The 15905-nt window shown below is 57.1% G+C and carries 7 protein-coding genes; 4 read left to right on the top strand and 3 right to left on the bottom strand.

Annotation, left to right across the window (positions count from 1 at the left end; all coding sequences use genetic code 11):
* The first annotated feature begins 9 nt into the window (after positions 1 to 9).
* A complete protein-coding gene (locus ACGY09_RS10215) occupies positions 10 to 5205 on the top strand; it encodes a PVC-type heme-binding CxxCH protein (protein WP_397571463.1) in 5196 nt (1731 codons plus the stop codon).
* A 194-nt stretch (positions 5206 to 5399) separates the two neighbouring features.
* On the opposite strand, the gene ACGY09_RS10210 is transcribed toward ACGY09_RS10215, so the two are convergent.
* The gene (locus tag ACGY09_RS10210; RefSeq protein ID WP_397571462.1) at positions 5400 to 6875 is read right to left on the bottom strand and encodes an ATPase; all 1476 of its coding nucleotides are present in this window, start codon (positions 6873 to 6875) and stop codon (positions 5400 to 5402) included.
* Between the two features lie 531 nt (positions 6876 to 7406).
* Between ACGY09_RS10210 and ACGY09_RS10205 the strand changes: the two genes are divergently transcribed.
* Together ACGY09_RS10205 and ACGY09_RS10200 are read left to right on the top strand one after the other, a co-directional pair.
* Complete coding sequence (locus ACGY09_RS10205; RefSeq protein WP_397571461.1) at positions 7407 to 9332, top strand: c-type cytochrome domain-containing protein; 1926 nt, start codon at positions 7407 to 7409, stop codon at positions 9330 to 9332.
* Positions 9333 to 9640: 308 nt separating this feature from the next.
* Positions 9641 to 10765, top strand: a complete 1125-nt coding sequence (locus ACGY09_RS10200) for a bifunctional transcriptional activator/DNA repair enzyme AdaA (protein ID WP_397571460.1) — start codon at positions 9641 to 9643, stop codon at positions 10763 to 10765.
* A 100-nt stretch (positions 10766 to 10865) separates the two neighbouring features.
* On the opposite strand, the gene ACGY09_RS10195 is transcribed toward ACGY09_RS10200, so the two are convergent.
* Positions 10866 to 11273, bottom strand: coding sequence for a hypothetical protein (locus ACGY09_RS10195; RefSeq protein WP_373650370.1), 408 nt, complete (start codon positions 11271 to 11273; stop codon positions 10866 to 10868).
* Positions 11274 to 11358: 85 nt separating this feature from the next.
* A complete protein-coding gene (locus tag ACGY09_RS10190) occupies positions 11359 to 12327 on the bottom strand; it encodes a bifunctional N-acetylglucosamine-1-phosphate uridyltransferase/glucosamine-1-phosphate acetyltransferase (protein WP_397571459.1) in 969 nt (322 codons plus the stop codon).
* 347 nt (positions 12328 to 12674) lie between these two features.
* On the opposite strand from ACGY09_RS10190, the gene ACGY09_RS10185 reads away from it, so the two are divergent.
* Positions 12675 to 15866, top strand: coding sequence for a PSD1 and planctomycete cytochrome C domain-containing protein (locus ACGY09_RS10185; protein WP_397571458.1), 3192 nt, complete (start codon positions 12675 to 12677; stop codon positions 15864 to 15866).
* Positions 15867 to 15905: the final 39 nt, after the last annotated feature.

Here is a 15905-nt window from a genome sequence, read left to right as displayed (position 1 = left end):
GAGATTCTCATGCGTGTCGTTTTGCGATTCCTGGTGGGGTGGATCTGTTTTGCAGGGGTTGCCGGCCTGACGCTGGCTGATGAGGCGACCACCATCCGGCTGAACCTGCGGAATCGGGTTGAAGTCGCTCCCAAGTTAAAACGCTGGCATACCGTAACCACTCCGACCGACTGGAATCCCCGGAAGACGGCCATTGTCGTCTGCGATATGTGGGATCAGCATTGGTGTCCTGAGTCCACGACGCGCGTGGCGGAGATGGCACCTCACATGAATGAGGTGATTCAGGCAGCCCGGTCCCTGGGGGTGTTCATCATCCACTGTCCCAGTGACACGATGGACTTCTACAAGGATACGCCGCAGCGGACGCGGGCTCAGGACGCGCCGATGGTGGAAACTAAGCGGCCGCTTGAGCGGTGGTGCAAGATTGATTTGACCCGAGAAGCCCCGCTACCGATCGATGACAGCGACGGGGGATGCGACTGTGCAGAACCCGTCAAAAATTATCGTGCCTGGTCGCGTCAGATTGCGGACATCGAGATTCACGCCGACGACGCGATCACCGATTCCGACGAGGCCTATCGCCTGATGCGTAGCCGGGGAATCGAGAATGTGATTGTCATGGGGGTACACACCAACATGTGTGTGCTTGGGCGTCCCTTTTCGATTCGGCAGATGGTCTATCAGGGGATGAACGTGGTGCTCATGCGGGACATGACGGACACCATGTACAACCCGGCGATGAAGCCTTTCGTCAGCCACTTTTCCGGCACGGATCTGGTTGTTGAGCACATCGAGAAATACTGGTGTCCCACGATCACCAGCAGCGACTTTCTGGGCAAGCCCCCGTTTCGCTTCGGGGCCGACAAGCGGCCGCACATCGTGATTCTTTCCGCAGAAGACGAGTATCGGACCGAAGAGACTCTGCCGATATTCGCTGGCAAGTATCTGCAGAAAGATTTTCGCGTCAGCTTCGTCTTCAACGATTTCTTCAACAAGTTCGATCTACCGGGCATCGATCAGGTGGAAGATGCCGATGTCCTGCTGGTCAGTGTCCGTCGTCGGCCGCTGCCGCCAGCGCAATTGGAGTTCATCCGGAAGTACGTGTCAGCCGGTAAGCCGGTCGTCGGGATTCGCACGGCCAGTCACGCGTTTTCGCTCCGCAGCGGGGTCGCCGATACGAGTGATTCTCAGGTTCCGCTTGAGGCCTGGCCTGAATTTGATCGCGAAGTGATCGGTGGCAACTATCAAGGGCATACCGCGAACGAGTCCAAAAGCCTGATTCAGATTCCGGAGGGGGTGACGCATCCGATCCTGACTGGTCTACCGACCGACGAATTTCCCAGCGCTGGAACGCTCTACCTGAATTCTCCCCTGCCGAAGGACTCAATGGAGCTTCTACGAGGCCGGGTGGAAGTGCTTGAGAAACAGGAACCCGTCGCCTGGACGTTTAAGCGGCAGGACGGAGGCCGCACGTTTTACACCTCGCTGGGCCACAAAGGCGATTTTAGTCAACCTCCCTTTCAGCGGTTGCTGCTGAACGCCATCTGCTGGGCTGCGGATATCGCCGTTCCGACCGACGATCAATTTGCGGCTGCCGGTGTGGCTCAGAAGGGACCTGAAGACGTTCCCTCCCCTTGGGTCCCGTTTACGGTCCCCGGTTTGTGGGAAAAGCAGCCCGGACTTGAGAGCTATGATGGCTTTGCCTGGTTCCGTTGCGAGGTCAAGATCCCTGAAACGTGGGCAGGGCGAGGAGCGTTTCTGCTTGTTGAGAACGTCGATAATTCCTGTGAAAGCTTTGTGAACGGTGTCAAGGTCGGCGTGAGTGGCGGGCTTCCTCCCAAGTACACGAATGGCGTTGACAACATCCATCGATACGTGATTCCCGAGAAGACACTGAAGCCGGGCGAGATCAACACAATTGCCATCCGGGTCTACGACGAAGGGGGGGCTGGTGGATTCAAGTCGGGGCCTCCTCAACTGATTGCCGGAAACGAAGCCATTTCCCTGGAAGGAAACTGGCTGTTCCGAACGGGTGACGACCTGGCCTGGGCGACGATTCCAACCAGCCAGCTCGCAGGAACTGGGGAGCAGCCTCCTGCGACTTTGGAGCCCTTTGCGAAAGTGATGCCGGCACCAGCAGTCAATCGGTTCGCGACGGTCATCCGACGCGAAGTTCAGCAGACGGCCTTGTCCCCTCAAGAATCGATGGACCACTTCAAGATCCCGGAAGATCTTGCGGTCGACCTGGTCCTCGCCGAACCCGAGGTGGCGCAGCCGCTCTTCATGAATTTTGACGAGCGGGGGCGAATGTGGGTGATGCAGTACCTGCAGTATCCCGAGCCTGCGGGGCTGACTCTGTTGAGTAAAGATCAGTGGTGGCGAGCGGTCTATGACAAGGTCCCCGATCCACCACCGCAGGGCGAGAAGGGCCTGGACAAGATCACGATCCATGAGGATACCGACGGTGACGGTGTTTACGATAAACATGTGACCTTCGTCGATGACCTGAATATCGCCACGGCGTTTGTGCAGGGACGCGGCGGACTGTGGGTGCTCAATCCTCCGTACCTTTTGTTCTACGCGGACAAGGACGGGGACGACGTGCCTGATGGTGATCCAGAAGTGCATCTCTCAGGGTTTGGCATCGAAGATACTCATTCGGTGGTCAGCAGCCTGCGCTGGGGACCGGACGGATGGCTGTATGGAGCCCAGGGGAGTACGGTCTCGGGGAGTGTTCGGATTGGCTTGCCGACGAAAGACGAGGGGAAGCGACCCGTTCCGACAGTGCATTCGCTGGGACAGAACATCTGGCGCTATCACCCCGTCACGCGCACGTACGAAATCTTCTCGGAAGGGGGCGGAAACGCCTTCGGACTCGAAATTGATTCGGCAGGACGCATTTTCTCGGGACACAACGGCGGAAATACCCGTGGCTTCCACTACATGCAGGGGGCTTATCTACAGAAGGGATTTTCGAAGCATGGCCCGCTGTCGAATCCTTATTCATTCGGGTACTTCCCGGCCATGGAGCATCACAACGTTCCCCGGTTCACTCACGAGTTCATTATCTATGAAGGGAGTGGGGGCCCCTTTGGTCTGCCCGCACGTTATCAGGGTAAGCTGTTCGGCGCGGCTGCGATTCTGAACCATGTGGTGATGAGTGACGTCGAGCGAGTTGGCTCCACGTTTAAGACGAAGGATATCGGCTACGCCATTGATTCTTCGGATACCTGGTTCCGCCCAGTCGACGTCAAAGATGGTCCCGACGGCGGGGTCTACGTCGCAGACTGGTACGATGGACAACTCGCTCATACCGCGAACTACCAGGGGGGACTGGATCGGGAACATGGCCGGATCTACCGGATTCGTTCGAAGTCGTCTTCGAAGCCGGGGCAACCGATTGCCGGGCTGCCGCAAAAGTCGATCGCCAATCTGACTTCGATGGAACTGGTGAAGCTCCTGGCCAGCCCGGATCGTTGGCATCGGGAGACGGCCCGCAGGCTGCTCGCCGACCGGCGTGATTCCGCGATCGTTCCTGCTGTGAAGAAGCAGTTGTTTGACGTGAAAGGGCAGTTGGCGCTGGAACTGTTGTGGGGACTGTATCTGTCGGGAGGGCTGGACGAAGCGACGGCGCTCAAGGGGCTGGATCATCCCGAGCCACAAGTTCGGCTGTGGTCGATTCGATTGCTCGCCGATGAACGGCGACTCCCCTCGGATATGGCCGCTCGGGCTGCCAGTCTCGCTTTGACGGAGCCTGACATCGAAGTTCGATGTCAGTTGGCCGCTTCAGCCAAACGACTGCCACCAGAGCAATCCCTTCCGATTCTGAAAAATCTGATGATGCGGGATGAGGATCTGGCGGATCCACGACAGTCACTGATGATCTGGTGGGGTTTAGAATCGACCATCGACCCTGCATCCCCCGCAGCTCTGACCGCAATCAGTCCGCAGACAAATCTGGCGGAAATAGAACGCCGTGCCGCCGGGAAGAGGACAGGCGAGGAGCCCTTGCTGCGGCTGTTTGAAGATCGCGCCCTCTGGACACGGCCTCTGGTTCAAAAAGAGATTCTTCCGCGGCTGATGCGACGATTCGCAGCAACGGGCCAGCGTTCGGACCTGGCGATTTGTGCCCGGCTGTTGAAGGCATCCCCGAACGCAGAGACGACGAAAGGACTGATGCAGGGATTTGAAGAAGCGTTCCTGGGACGATCCTTGAATAACGTTCCGGCGGAACTGGTGACCGCACTTTCCGCAGCCGGGGGAGGTTCGCTGTCGCTGAAAATTCGCCAGGGGGATTCGGCTGCCACGGAAGAAGCGCTGGTCGCGATTCAAGACGAGAAAACACCGGCGGGAAAGCGAGCGGAGTACGTCAACCTGTTCGGTGAGATCAAGTACCCGAAGGTCGTCCCTGTGCTACTGAAAACGCTCGTGACGACTCCCGATGATGGACTTAAGGCCGCCATCCTCACCGCGCTACAGGCCTATGGTGATGCCGAAATTGCTCAGGCGGTCCTTGAACAATACGGCAACTTCAATGAAGACGTGCGGGCTGTCGCTCAATCGCTTCTGGTCAGTCGCAAGGCCTGGGCGTTGAGTCTGCTGGACGCCGTCGATCGGGGAGATATCGTTGCGGCGTCGTTGCCGCTGGACACTGTCAGACGCATGACAGTCCATCGCGATGATCGAGTTGCTCAGTTGATCGAGAAGCACTGGGGCAGTGTCGAAGGGGCAACGAGTGCCGAAATGCAGCAGATGATGGAACACTTTGCGACCGTCCTGGTGGGGGCGGGTGATCCGTATCCCGGTAAGAAGATCTACATGCAGATGTGCGGCAAGTGTCACACATTGCATGCAGACGGTGGAAAGATCGGTCCCGATCTGACGACGTACAAACGGGACGATATCCGACAGATGCTGCTGCACATCGTGAACCCGAGTGCCGAGATTCGCGAAGGCTTTGAAACGCAAGTGGCAGTCTTGAAGGATGGCCGTGTCGTAACTGGATTCCTGGTCGAGCAGGATCCGCAAACGGTGACACTGCGCAGTCCTGATGGCCAGACGATTTCGCTCGAACGCTCGGAACTGGACGAGCTGAACAAGTCTCGCAAGTCGCTGATGCCCGAAGGTCAGCTCAAGGACTTGAGTGAAGAGCAGCTGAGAAACCTGTTCGCCTATCTCAGAAGTTCACAACCGTTGAATGACTGAGCAATGCGGACCAAGATCAGGAATTGATTCACTCGCGAGCGAAGTCGCTTGCGAGTGGATCGCTGGTAATAAAATCGGGAGGCGCACCGAGATCCGATTGAGTTTCGCATCTCACTAGGATCCATGTGGTTGTCGAGGCGATAAACTCTCGAGAACGATCCGTTCAACTTGCAACAAGCCGAGGCTCAGAGGGCTTACATCGTCCCGAAGAAGTTTTTCGCGCATTCGTGGATCAGGTCGATCGACAGGTTCACGGGGACCTCGTGGAAGCGGCAGATGGAACGGGCCATTTCCAGCAGGTCTCGCGGATCACTGGCGCGGGGGGCTCGTCCTCGATCGTAGTAATTTTCGAACAGGGTGTTGACGATGGCTTCGTCGTAGGCGATGTCCCGCTGGCGGCAGGCCATCTGGAAGATCACTGTATACAGTTCACGCGTTGGGGAATTGACCTGAAGTTTGTGTTTTGTCCGCCGCAGGAAGGCCTCATCGACGACCTCTTTCGTGTCGAGGTTGGTTGCGAAGATCGTGAGCTGCTCGAGCGGGAGCATACATTTCCGACCGGTGGACAGCGTCAGGTAGTCGGCACTCTCCTCCAGAGGAACCGTCCAGCGGTTCAGCAGGTCTCGTGCTGAAATTGTCTGGCGACCGATGTCATCGATCAGGAACATTCCGCCATTGGCTTTAATATGCATCGGTGCATTGTAGAAGTTCGCCAGCCGGTTGTACTTCAGTTCCATGAGATCGAGCGTCAGTTCGCTGCCGGTCAATACGACGGGACGCTTGATTCTGCGCCAGCGGCGATCGACGGCTCCATCCGGAAGGGCTTGCGAACCTTCCCCATTGGGCCCCGAGCGTCGGAATCCCTGATCTGCATCGTCGGTCGTCTGGTGAATCCCGGGATCGTAGAACGTGATGATGTTATTGTCCGCGAGGATCGCGTACGGGACATAGATTTCCCCGCAGAACTGACTCAGGAACCGTCCCAGACCCTTCGCAATGACAGTCTTGCCATTTCCGGGAGGACCATAGAGGAATAGCGATTTGCCGCTGCAGACGGCGGGACCCAACTCATCGAGCAGCGATGGGCGGATGACGTAGTCCTTGAATGCGGCACGCAGCGAAACCGGATTGCAGCGTGTCCCTGCTACGCTTTGCACGTGGCACTGTTCAATGTACTGCGCCAGCGGCACCGGAGCGGGCCCGACGTAACGGCAGTTTTCCACTGCCTCACGCGCTCGGATTCGTCCGTTTTCCGTCAGGGCAAATTTGAATGTCACGCTGCCGAGAACGTCCCCGCTTCCCGCTTCCACGAGACGCTGGTCTCGCAACATCAGCAATGGTTCTTCCACGACATCCAGCGGTAGGCGCAGCAGCTTCGAAAGATCGGAACCTTGCAGCACACCATGAACATACAGGGTCTTGAGCAACAGATCGGTCAACTGGCCCATGGAAAGACCGGTATCACTGACGGTGCGAGGGCTGCGGGGGGCTGGCGCGGGGGCTGCCTGCAGTGGAGGAACGTCCTCAGCCCAGGCGACTGCGGTATTGGCCTGCGGAGGGGCACCGACGGGGGCCAGCGGATAAGAATGCGATGGTCCAAGGGGAGCGACACCCACTTGAGTTCGATGAATCGTATCGATTGGTTCAGAAAATAGTTCAGTCGTTGGCATCTGCAGTACTTTCAAAACAAACGAGTATTCAACGACCTCGTGCCATTGCAGGAGACGTTAACTGGGCTTCGTTCATCCGTGTCTTGCATGTGAGACTGACTCAGTCTTCACTGACGCCCTGGCCATTCCCCGGCCAATGGAACTCACCCTTGTGTTCGTATCGGCCACTGGTTCCGAGCCCATGATTCGAAAGTGTCGATGAGGGGCATCTAGGCAAGTGAGGTTGCTTCGAGCCTCTTCCTTTTACCGCAGTTACCCAAGTTTGGCCGAAAAAGGGTGTTTCTGAGTCAATTTCCGCAGGTGATGTTGAGCTGTTCTCTCTGATTCTGCCTTTGAACGGCAAAATTTGCCGGTTTGCGACCCTGTGAGGGCTTTGTCGGCGCTTGACAGTGGGTTCACATCGGGCGATGCTGATTCCAAATGGGGCTGCCCCACCTGCCTGTTATTCCCGCCCTGCGATGTGACTGGTTTGGATTGTGAAGATTCCGCACCTGTCGACAATCCTCATCACTAGAGACTAAGGATCGCTCCATGCAGCGTATGATCAACGTTCTGATCGTCAATCTGAGTCTGTTGCTGCTGGCTCAGTGCGTCTACGCGGAAGAAGATCTGGAGCAGACCATCGTTCAGCAACAAAAGCTGGCGGATGAAGCACAGGCCCAGAAAGCAGCGGGCGAACCTGCCGTGATTGCCGCTCGAACCAAAGCAAAAGAACTGGCGGCCTCTCTCGCCGCTCTGCGAGTCGAACAGAATAAAGCGGAAGCCTCGGTCAAGGATGGCGAAGGGAAGCTGCCGAAACTTCAGGAGGCGGTGAAGAAAGCGACCGAAGAACGGGCCAAGGCCGAAGCAGAAGCGGCTGCGGCTGCCAAGGCCGCTCTGGAAGCAAAAGGGAAAGACACCGAAGCCGCGGAAGCCGAAAAGTCAAAAGTTGCCGCCGAGAAACTCGTCGCTGCCACGAAGGCCCTCGACGAAGCTCTGAAGGCCGTTCTGCCCATCGAAGAGGGCCTCGCCACTGCTCGCAAATTGATTGCTGAACAACCTGCCCGCACGAAGGCCGCAGAAGAAGCACTTGCTGCGTTTCAGCCTGAACTGCAGGCGGCTGAAGCGACCTACGCGGCATTGAGCAAAGAAGCCGTTTCGCGGTTGATCGACCTCGAAAAGAATCTGGTGAAGACCGGACGGCTGGTCTCATTCGCACAGCAGGTGGCTCCGATCTTTTCTCAGCGATGTCTGGCATGCCATAACGCCCGGACGGCCAAGGGGCGACTGAATATGGAGAACTTCGCCAACCTGATGAAAGGGGGCGAGAACGGGCCTTCTGTTGTCGCGGGGAATCCTGGTGACTCGCTCTTACAGATCATGATCGAAGATCATTCGATGCCCAAGGACGCCGATCCACTGCTGCCTGAGCAGATTGCGATCGTGAAGAAATGGATCGAAACGGGGGCCCGCCTCGACGCAGGGATCGCACCGACTTCGACACTCATCACGATCATGCCAAAGCTGGTTCAGCCGATGCCTCCTGAATCGTATCGCGTTTCCGTGCCAGTGATGGCGATCGCGTTCAGCCCCGATGGGAACTTGCTCGCGACATCCGGTTACCGTGAAGTGCTGCTCTGGAATCCCGCTGATGGTCAGCTTGTTCGTCGAATCAAGAACCTGGCGGAACGTCCCCACGATTTTGAATTCTCCAGCAATGGATCGACCCTTGCTGTGGCCGCCGGAACACCCGGTCAAATGGGCGAGGTCAAGCTGTTTAATGTGGCGGATGGCTCGCTCGTGGCTGACCTGTTCACAACCGATGACGAAGTTTTCTCGGTCGCCTTCAGCCCGGATGGAACACGGCTGGCCGCAGCCTGTGCCGATCGCTCGGTGCGCCTGTTTGACGTAGCAACCCGCCAGCAGCAGAAACTGATCGAAGATCACGCCGACTGGGTCTTGGATGTGGCCTGGTCGCCAGATGGAAAGCGGATTGCAACTGCCAGCCGTGATAAGACATCGAAAGTCTTTGACAGCACCACCGGTGAATCGCAGGCCACGTTCAACGGACACGCTCAACCTGTCTATGGAGTTGGCTTCCTTCCCGATGGAGCTTCCGTTGCGACCAGTGGTCGTGACAACCGGATCCGGGTCTGGACTGCGGCTGATGCCAAACAGGCTCGCGAAATTGCACTTGGGGGTGAAGTCTTCCGGATCACCATGCAGGGTGACGGAACGGCATTGAGCGGTAGCGCCGATAAACTGGCTCGCCAGCACAACCTGATCACGGGTGCCCAGGTCAAACAATTCGGTCCTCATGAAGACTGGGTCTACTCTGCCAGCTACCACGCTCCTTCGAAACGAGTGGCCAGTGGTAGCCATGACGGACAAGTCCGAATCTGGAACTACGATGATTCGACCGAGGTTCTGAAGTTCATTGCTGCACCGGGGCTTTCCACTCCCGTTGCCGCCAAGTAACTCCCGCTCTACCGGACCATGGGGCAAACAGACTGTCATGTAGCGGACGTCAGGTCGCTCCATTGCTGTAGAATCTGTTCCGATCCACGTGACGGAAGAGATCTGATTTTGCCCTTCGCGCTGGATGGGCAAACATCGGTTCGCTTCCGTCCGTCTTTTTGGTGGACCGCAAACACGTACCGAGGTCATTTCTGAAAGAAGGATGACCGCGCCCGAACTTCGGTGGCAGCAGGAAGGGACCACAAACTATACCCGCTGCACACAACCCCGATGTCCTTTAAGGGTTTTCAGTGGGAAGGGAACGAGTCGTGGTCTCATCGGAAGTCGAGTTGTTCATGAGCACATTGCCACCTGTTGCGGAAATGGAGCAGGCATACCTCAATCGAGATGCCTCGTATGACGGTCTGTTTTTTCTCGGAGTTCGAACCACGGGAATCTTCTGCCGACCGACGTGTCCTGCTCGCAGTCCCCTTCCCAGGAATGTCGAGTACTTTCCTTCCGTCGCGAAGGCGCTGTTTGCCGGGTACCGGCCCTGCAAGCGATGCCGACCGATGGCGGAAGTGAATCAACCGGATTGGGCCGCAGCTCTGCTGGCAGAGATCGACGCGGACCCCGGACGCCGAATTACGGAAAGTGATCTGCGGAGTCGAGGCCTGGATCCGGCGACCGCACGACGCCACTTCCTGCGGAACTACGGGATGACATTCCAAGCATATTCCCGAGCGCGGCGACTGACGAACGCATTCACCGGGATTCGTAACGGCGAGTCTCTTGACGGTGCCGCTTACGACAGCGGGTACGAATCGTTGAGCGGTTTTCGGGAGGCATTCGGGCAGACCTTCGCTTGTCCGCCGGGGAAGAGCCTCAATCGCCCCGTTGTCTTGCTGGCGTGGTTGACCAGTCCCCTTGGGCCCCTCATTGCTGGTGCTACTGATGACGGTCTCTGTCTGCTGGAGTTCACTGACCGACGGATGCTAGAGGCTCAGTTCGAAACCATCCGGAAATCGTTCCAGTCTCCTGCGGTCCCGGGAATGAATGTCCATCTCGAGCAGGTGCAGCAAGAGCTGGATGCCTATTTTGAAGGGCGTTTAGTCAAGTTTACGGTACCGCTGGTGTACCCCGGCACCGATTTTCAGAGACGCGTCTGGAACGAACTTCAGAGAATTCCCTACGGCGAGACCAGATCCTATCAGGAGCTTGCGACGACATTGGGGGATGCAGGTGCCGTCCGTGCGGTCGGTCGTGCCAACGGACTCAATCGGATCGCAATCCTGATCCCTTGTCATCGTGTGATCAACAAGGATGGGGGGCTGGGAGGCTATGGGGGTGGACTGCGAAGGAAGCAGTTTCTACTGGACTTTGAACGGTCCAACGCGCGAGCAATCGCCACAGGGGTGGCAGGTTCACAGAGGCTTGGAAGTTCATCGAAATGAGGAACCATCTCGATATTCCGGAGAGAATTTTTGCTTGAGCAATCCTTGCTCGATGGGATTGCGCAAGTTGTCTGGCGGGCAAGATCTGGCGACTCCGTTTTTACAAAGATATTCTGAGTACCCAGCAAAACAGAACGGCATCGCACAGGAGGGCCAGGGCGATTGCCACAGGGGGAATCGGAAACAGGGTGTTGTTGAACCACCAGGCAGCCAAGAAGCCGCTAATGACACCGGCTGCGGCTGCCATCATGGCGATCGAAGCTACGCAAAAAAGGACGGAAATCCAGTGTCCCATATCCAGTGACATTGCCGATGTCGATTGCACTGCGAGTGACCACAAAATCGAAGGAATGGACCCAGCGACACAGACACGAGCAGCGAGCGTGATCGCTTGATCTCGCTCTCTCTGCCAGCGAATGGCCTTATTTAATGCGTGTCGTAGTTCCCGCTCGTGAGCTTCCAGGTTGAGATGCTCATGTCGAGTATTATGACGCTGCTCGTTGTTCACGTTGTGGCCTTGAGCATGTAAGGTCCGACTGGAATATGCCCCGCTTCTGCACAACAGGATTGGTCACTAACTCGATCGGGGCGGTTCACGACTTGCGGAGATGTTTGAAGGGGCCCACCGTGGTCCCTGCTGCGATATTCAGTGGTCCTTCCAGGATAACGTGAGGTCCAATCCGACAGTTGTCGCCAATCACGACCGAGCCTGTGATGTGCGTGAATGGTTCGATAATGGTATCGACGCCAATTTGTACCTGGGGATCGATGAAGGTCTGATCGGGCATGACGATGGTGGTTCCGTTGACCATCCAGCGTGACATGGCGGATTGCTGCAGCGTTCGAGTGACTTGGGAAAGCTGTTCCCGCGTGTTGACCCCGAGTGCTTCCACCATGTCGAATGCCTCAAGAGCTACGACGGTGCGTCCTTGCTCCTTCAGGACGCGCGGGCAATCTGTGAGGTAGTACTCCGCCTGACTGTTGTTGGGTTGAATCTGTTCCAGCGAAGCGAGCAGGGCTTGCCCGTCAAACGCGTAACAGCCTGTATTAATCTCCTGAACCTTCTTCTCTTCGGGGGTTGCATCCTTTTCTTCGACGATCTTCTCGAAGGTGTTACCGGAACCACGGATCACACGTCCCAGTCCGAAGTTGGCCTGGGTCACGGCCGTTCCAATCACGCAGGCAGCCTGCTGCGCCTGCTGAATCTCGAGAAGCTGAGCGAGCGACTCTTTCTTCAGCAGGGGAGTGTCACCGGCGAGAACCAGCACAGGGCCATCGTGCGAGCGGAGTTGTTCTCGGCACATCATCACCGCATGACCGGTCCCTTTTTGTTCCGACTGCAACGCGAATTCGACGTCAGAGTGATACGAGAGGGCACCTCGTACTTTTTCTGCTTCATGGCCGACGATTGCCACGATTCGGGTGACGCCGGCGGACCGGGCTGCGTCCAGGACGTATTCGATCATGGGGCGACCGCAGACGTTGTGAAGCACTTTCGGGAGTGCCGACTTCATCCGTGTGCTCTTTCCCGCCGCCAGAACAATGGCCATTGAGCCTGCCATGCTACGTCGCTCCTTCCTGGATCCTGATTCGTTGTTTTCACGAAAGTTGAGACCCGCTATCTTCGTGTGATTACCGATCTTGGCAAGATCAAGCTTCGGGATCGACGCGATCTGACGTGACCAGATTTGCGAGTCAAATCCGGCTCTCACCTTGCTTTGATGCGTAAACTTGTTGAAAATAGACACGCCTGCCCGATGACCTGCCTTTGAGGAGGTTGAGTCGTGAAAATTCAGAGGTTCACGAGTCTCTTCCGATGCTGAACAACCCGCCTGTGCGCAGACGTTAAGCCTTCACCGAAACAGTCGAAGGCCCTGACGGTCAAATTCCTTCCTTCGCCGAGCGACGCATGAAAAGATTTCGTTCCCTTTCGAATGTTGGAACGGGCCTTCTGGCAGGTTCCGCACTGCTCGCCCTGTTCAGTCAATTTTCGGTCGCGGCCGATTCCACCGCAGCGGCCGCACCGGTGACTGAGCAACTGGTCTTTGAAAAGGACGTGCGCCCCGTCTTGAAGGCGTACTGCCTGGATTGCCACGGCGGAGAAGCCGAACTGTCCGGCGGTCTCGATCTTCGTTTGCGGCGGTTTATCGTTGCGGGTGGGGAGAGCGGTTCTGCCCTGACTCCCGGCGCACCCTCAGACAGCCTTGTCCTTCAGAAGATCGTCTCGGGTGAGATGCCACCCGGTGAAAAGAAGGTTCCCGCAGAAAAAATCCGCATCATCGAACAGTGGATTGCCGCAGGAGCACCCACGTTTCGCGATGAACCACTCAAGCTGGATCCTGGCATCGGAATCACCAGCGAAGAGCGATCTTACTGGGCGTTTCAACCGCTTCAGAGACCCGAAGTCCCCCCGGTAAAAGGGGGAGATCTGGTTCGTACACCGATCGATGCCTTCATTCTGGCGAAGCTCGAAGAACAGGACTTGAGCATCAATCCCGAGACGGATCGGTTCACACTGTTGAAGCGTGCCTATTTCGATCTGATCGGACTTCCCCCTTCCCTGGAAGAGACGAAGGCGTTTCTGGAAGACGAGTCGCCAAGCGCTTATGAAGCGATGCTCGAACGACTGCTCGCTTCCAAGCACTACGGTGAGCGTTGGGGACGGCACTGGCTGGATGTGGCCGGCTATGCCGACTCGGAAGGGGACGGTAATACCGATACCGTTCGACCCTATATCTACAAATACCGTGACTATGTCATTAAGTCGCTGAACGAAGATAAGCCTCTTAATCAATTCATCATTGAACAACTGGCAGGAGACGAACTCGTTCGTCCTCCCTACCAGAACATGTCACCAGAGTCGATTTCCACCCTGGTGGCCACCGGCTTCCTGCGAATGGCCGCAGACCCGACTGCCAGCGGACAGGGGAACACCGACGAATCTCGCAATCTCGTGATGGCCGATACCATCAAGATCGTTTCGACATCCCTGTTGGGAATGAGTGTTGGGTGCGCACAATGTCACGATCATCGCTATGACCCGATTCCGCAAGCAGACTATTTCCGTCTGCGAGCGATCTTTGAGCCCGCTCTGAATGTCAAAAACTGGGTCGCTCCGAGAAGCCGGGTTGTCTCGCTGTACACCGATGCCGATCGCGCGAAGGCAGCCGAAATCGATGCCGAGGCGAATAAGCTTCAGGCCGTCTACAACGAGAAGCAGGCCAGAATGGTTGCCGAGGCCTTTGAAAAAGCACTGGAGAAATTCCCTGAGGATCAGCGAGACGCGCTTCGGACGGCGTTCAAAACCCCCGATGACAAGAAGACCGATGAGCAGAAACAATTGGTTGCCACGAATCCGGGGCTGAATGTCAATCCGGGTGTGCTCTACCAGTTCAATAATGATGCGGCGGAAGAGCTGAAAAAAGATATGGCCGTCATTCAGGCCAAGCGGGCTGAGAAGCCGGTCGAAGACTTTATTAGTGTACTGACCGAGCCTGCAGGCGAATTGCCCGTGACGCACGTCTTTCACCGCGGTGACTATCGTCAACCCACGACACCGGTAAAGCCCGGCGACCTGACCATTGCAGCTCCGGATGGCGAGCGTTTCGAGATCGCTGAAAAGGCTGAGTCTCTTCCCTCTTCGGGACGCCGACTTGCCTGGGCTCAACACCTGGTTAACGGAAAACATCCGCTCGTAGGTCGAGTGCTGGCGAACCGGATCTGGCTGCATCACTTTGGACGGGGGATTGTTGATACCCCTGGCGAGTTTGGCATTCTGGGAAGTCGACCGACGCATCCTGAATTACTTGACTGGCTTGCCGATGAACTTGTCCGACAGGGCTGGAGCCTGAAGCGGATGCACAAGCTGATTATGATGTCATCGGTCTATCGCCAGTCCTCACGCCGGCTTGATCAGCGAGCCGCAAATCTGGACTCAGACGGATCGCTTTATTCGCGGTACAGTGTTCGACGACTGGAAGCAGAGATCGTTCGGGATCGAATGCTCGCGACCTGCGGGCGAATCGATACGACTCAGTTCGGTCCCTCCGTCGAAGTGATGGAAGACTTTGCTGGTCAGGTGCATGTAAAAGACGATTCCCCTCGTCGCAGCGTGTATATCCAGGCACGCCGCAGCAAACCGGTCTCGCTGTTAACAGCCTTCGACGCGCCTGTGATGTCCATTAACTGCGAACGACGCACGAACAGTACTGTCGCCTTGCAGTCGCTGATGCTGATGAACGGCGATTTCACTTTGAAACAGGCCGAACATCTCGCCAAACGTCTGCGGACGGAATCATCGGTGGATCTGGATCGTGAACTGACGGCTCGGTTCGAGACGCAATTCCCCAGTCGGTCGGCCGCCTGGCAGTATGGGATTGGAGCGGTCGACGTGCCGGCCCAAGAGGGAGCGGGGGCACTCGCCTCGGTCCGGTTCCAGCCACTGTCTCACTGGACCGGTCAACAGTGGCAAGCCGGGCCGGTATTCCCTGATCCGGTCGCGGGCTACGCACTGATTCACACTGCGGGAGGCCATCCGGGGGATGACACTCAGCGAGCGGTCATTCGCCGCTGGATCGCTCCTCAATCCGGGATCGTCTCGCTGGGGGGGGCGCTTCGACACCATTCCGACGCAGGAGATGGTGTGCGGGCTCGCGTTGTCTCGAATCAGAGAGGCCTGGTTGGCACCTGGACCGCCAAGACAAACAGTGTCGAAACGAATGTTCCCAAGATCGAAGTGCAGCAGGGAGAGATTCTCGACTTCGTAACCGATTGCATCGAGACCGTGACGAGCGATTCCTTCGAGTGGGGTGTCAAGTTGCAACTCACGGATGCAGCGGGTGCAGAACTCGGACGGTGGGACTCGGCGGCTGACTTCCATGGTCCGATTACGACGTCGATTCCTCAACAGATCGCCTGTGCCTGGCGATTGGCCTACTGTCGCCCGATCACTCCCGAGGAGCTGGAGATGTCATGTCAGTTCATGGAACAGCAACTCCAGACGCTCAGAGCCAGTTCGGCGGCGGGTGATCACGAGTCAATTGCGCTTTCGAGCCTGTGCCAGCAGATTCTGAGCAGCAACGAATTCCTGTACATCGATTGAGAGAATTTGGTCACCTGTCGCGAGGCGCCGCAGAGCCCC

Origin of the sequence: Schlesneria sphaerica (assembly GCF_044336245.1) — a bacterium.
GTDB lineage: Bacteria > Planctomycetota > Planctomycetia > Planctomycetales > Planctomycetaceae > Schlesneria > Schlesneria sphaerica.
The sequence above is the reverse complement of the archived record's forward strand: the minus strand, read 5'-3'. Positions and strand labels throughout refer to the sequence as shown.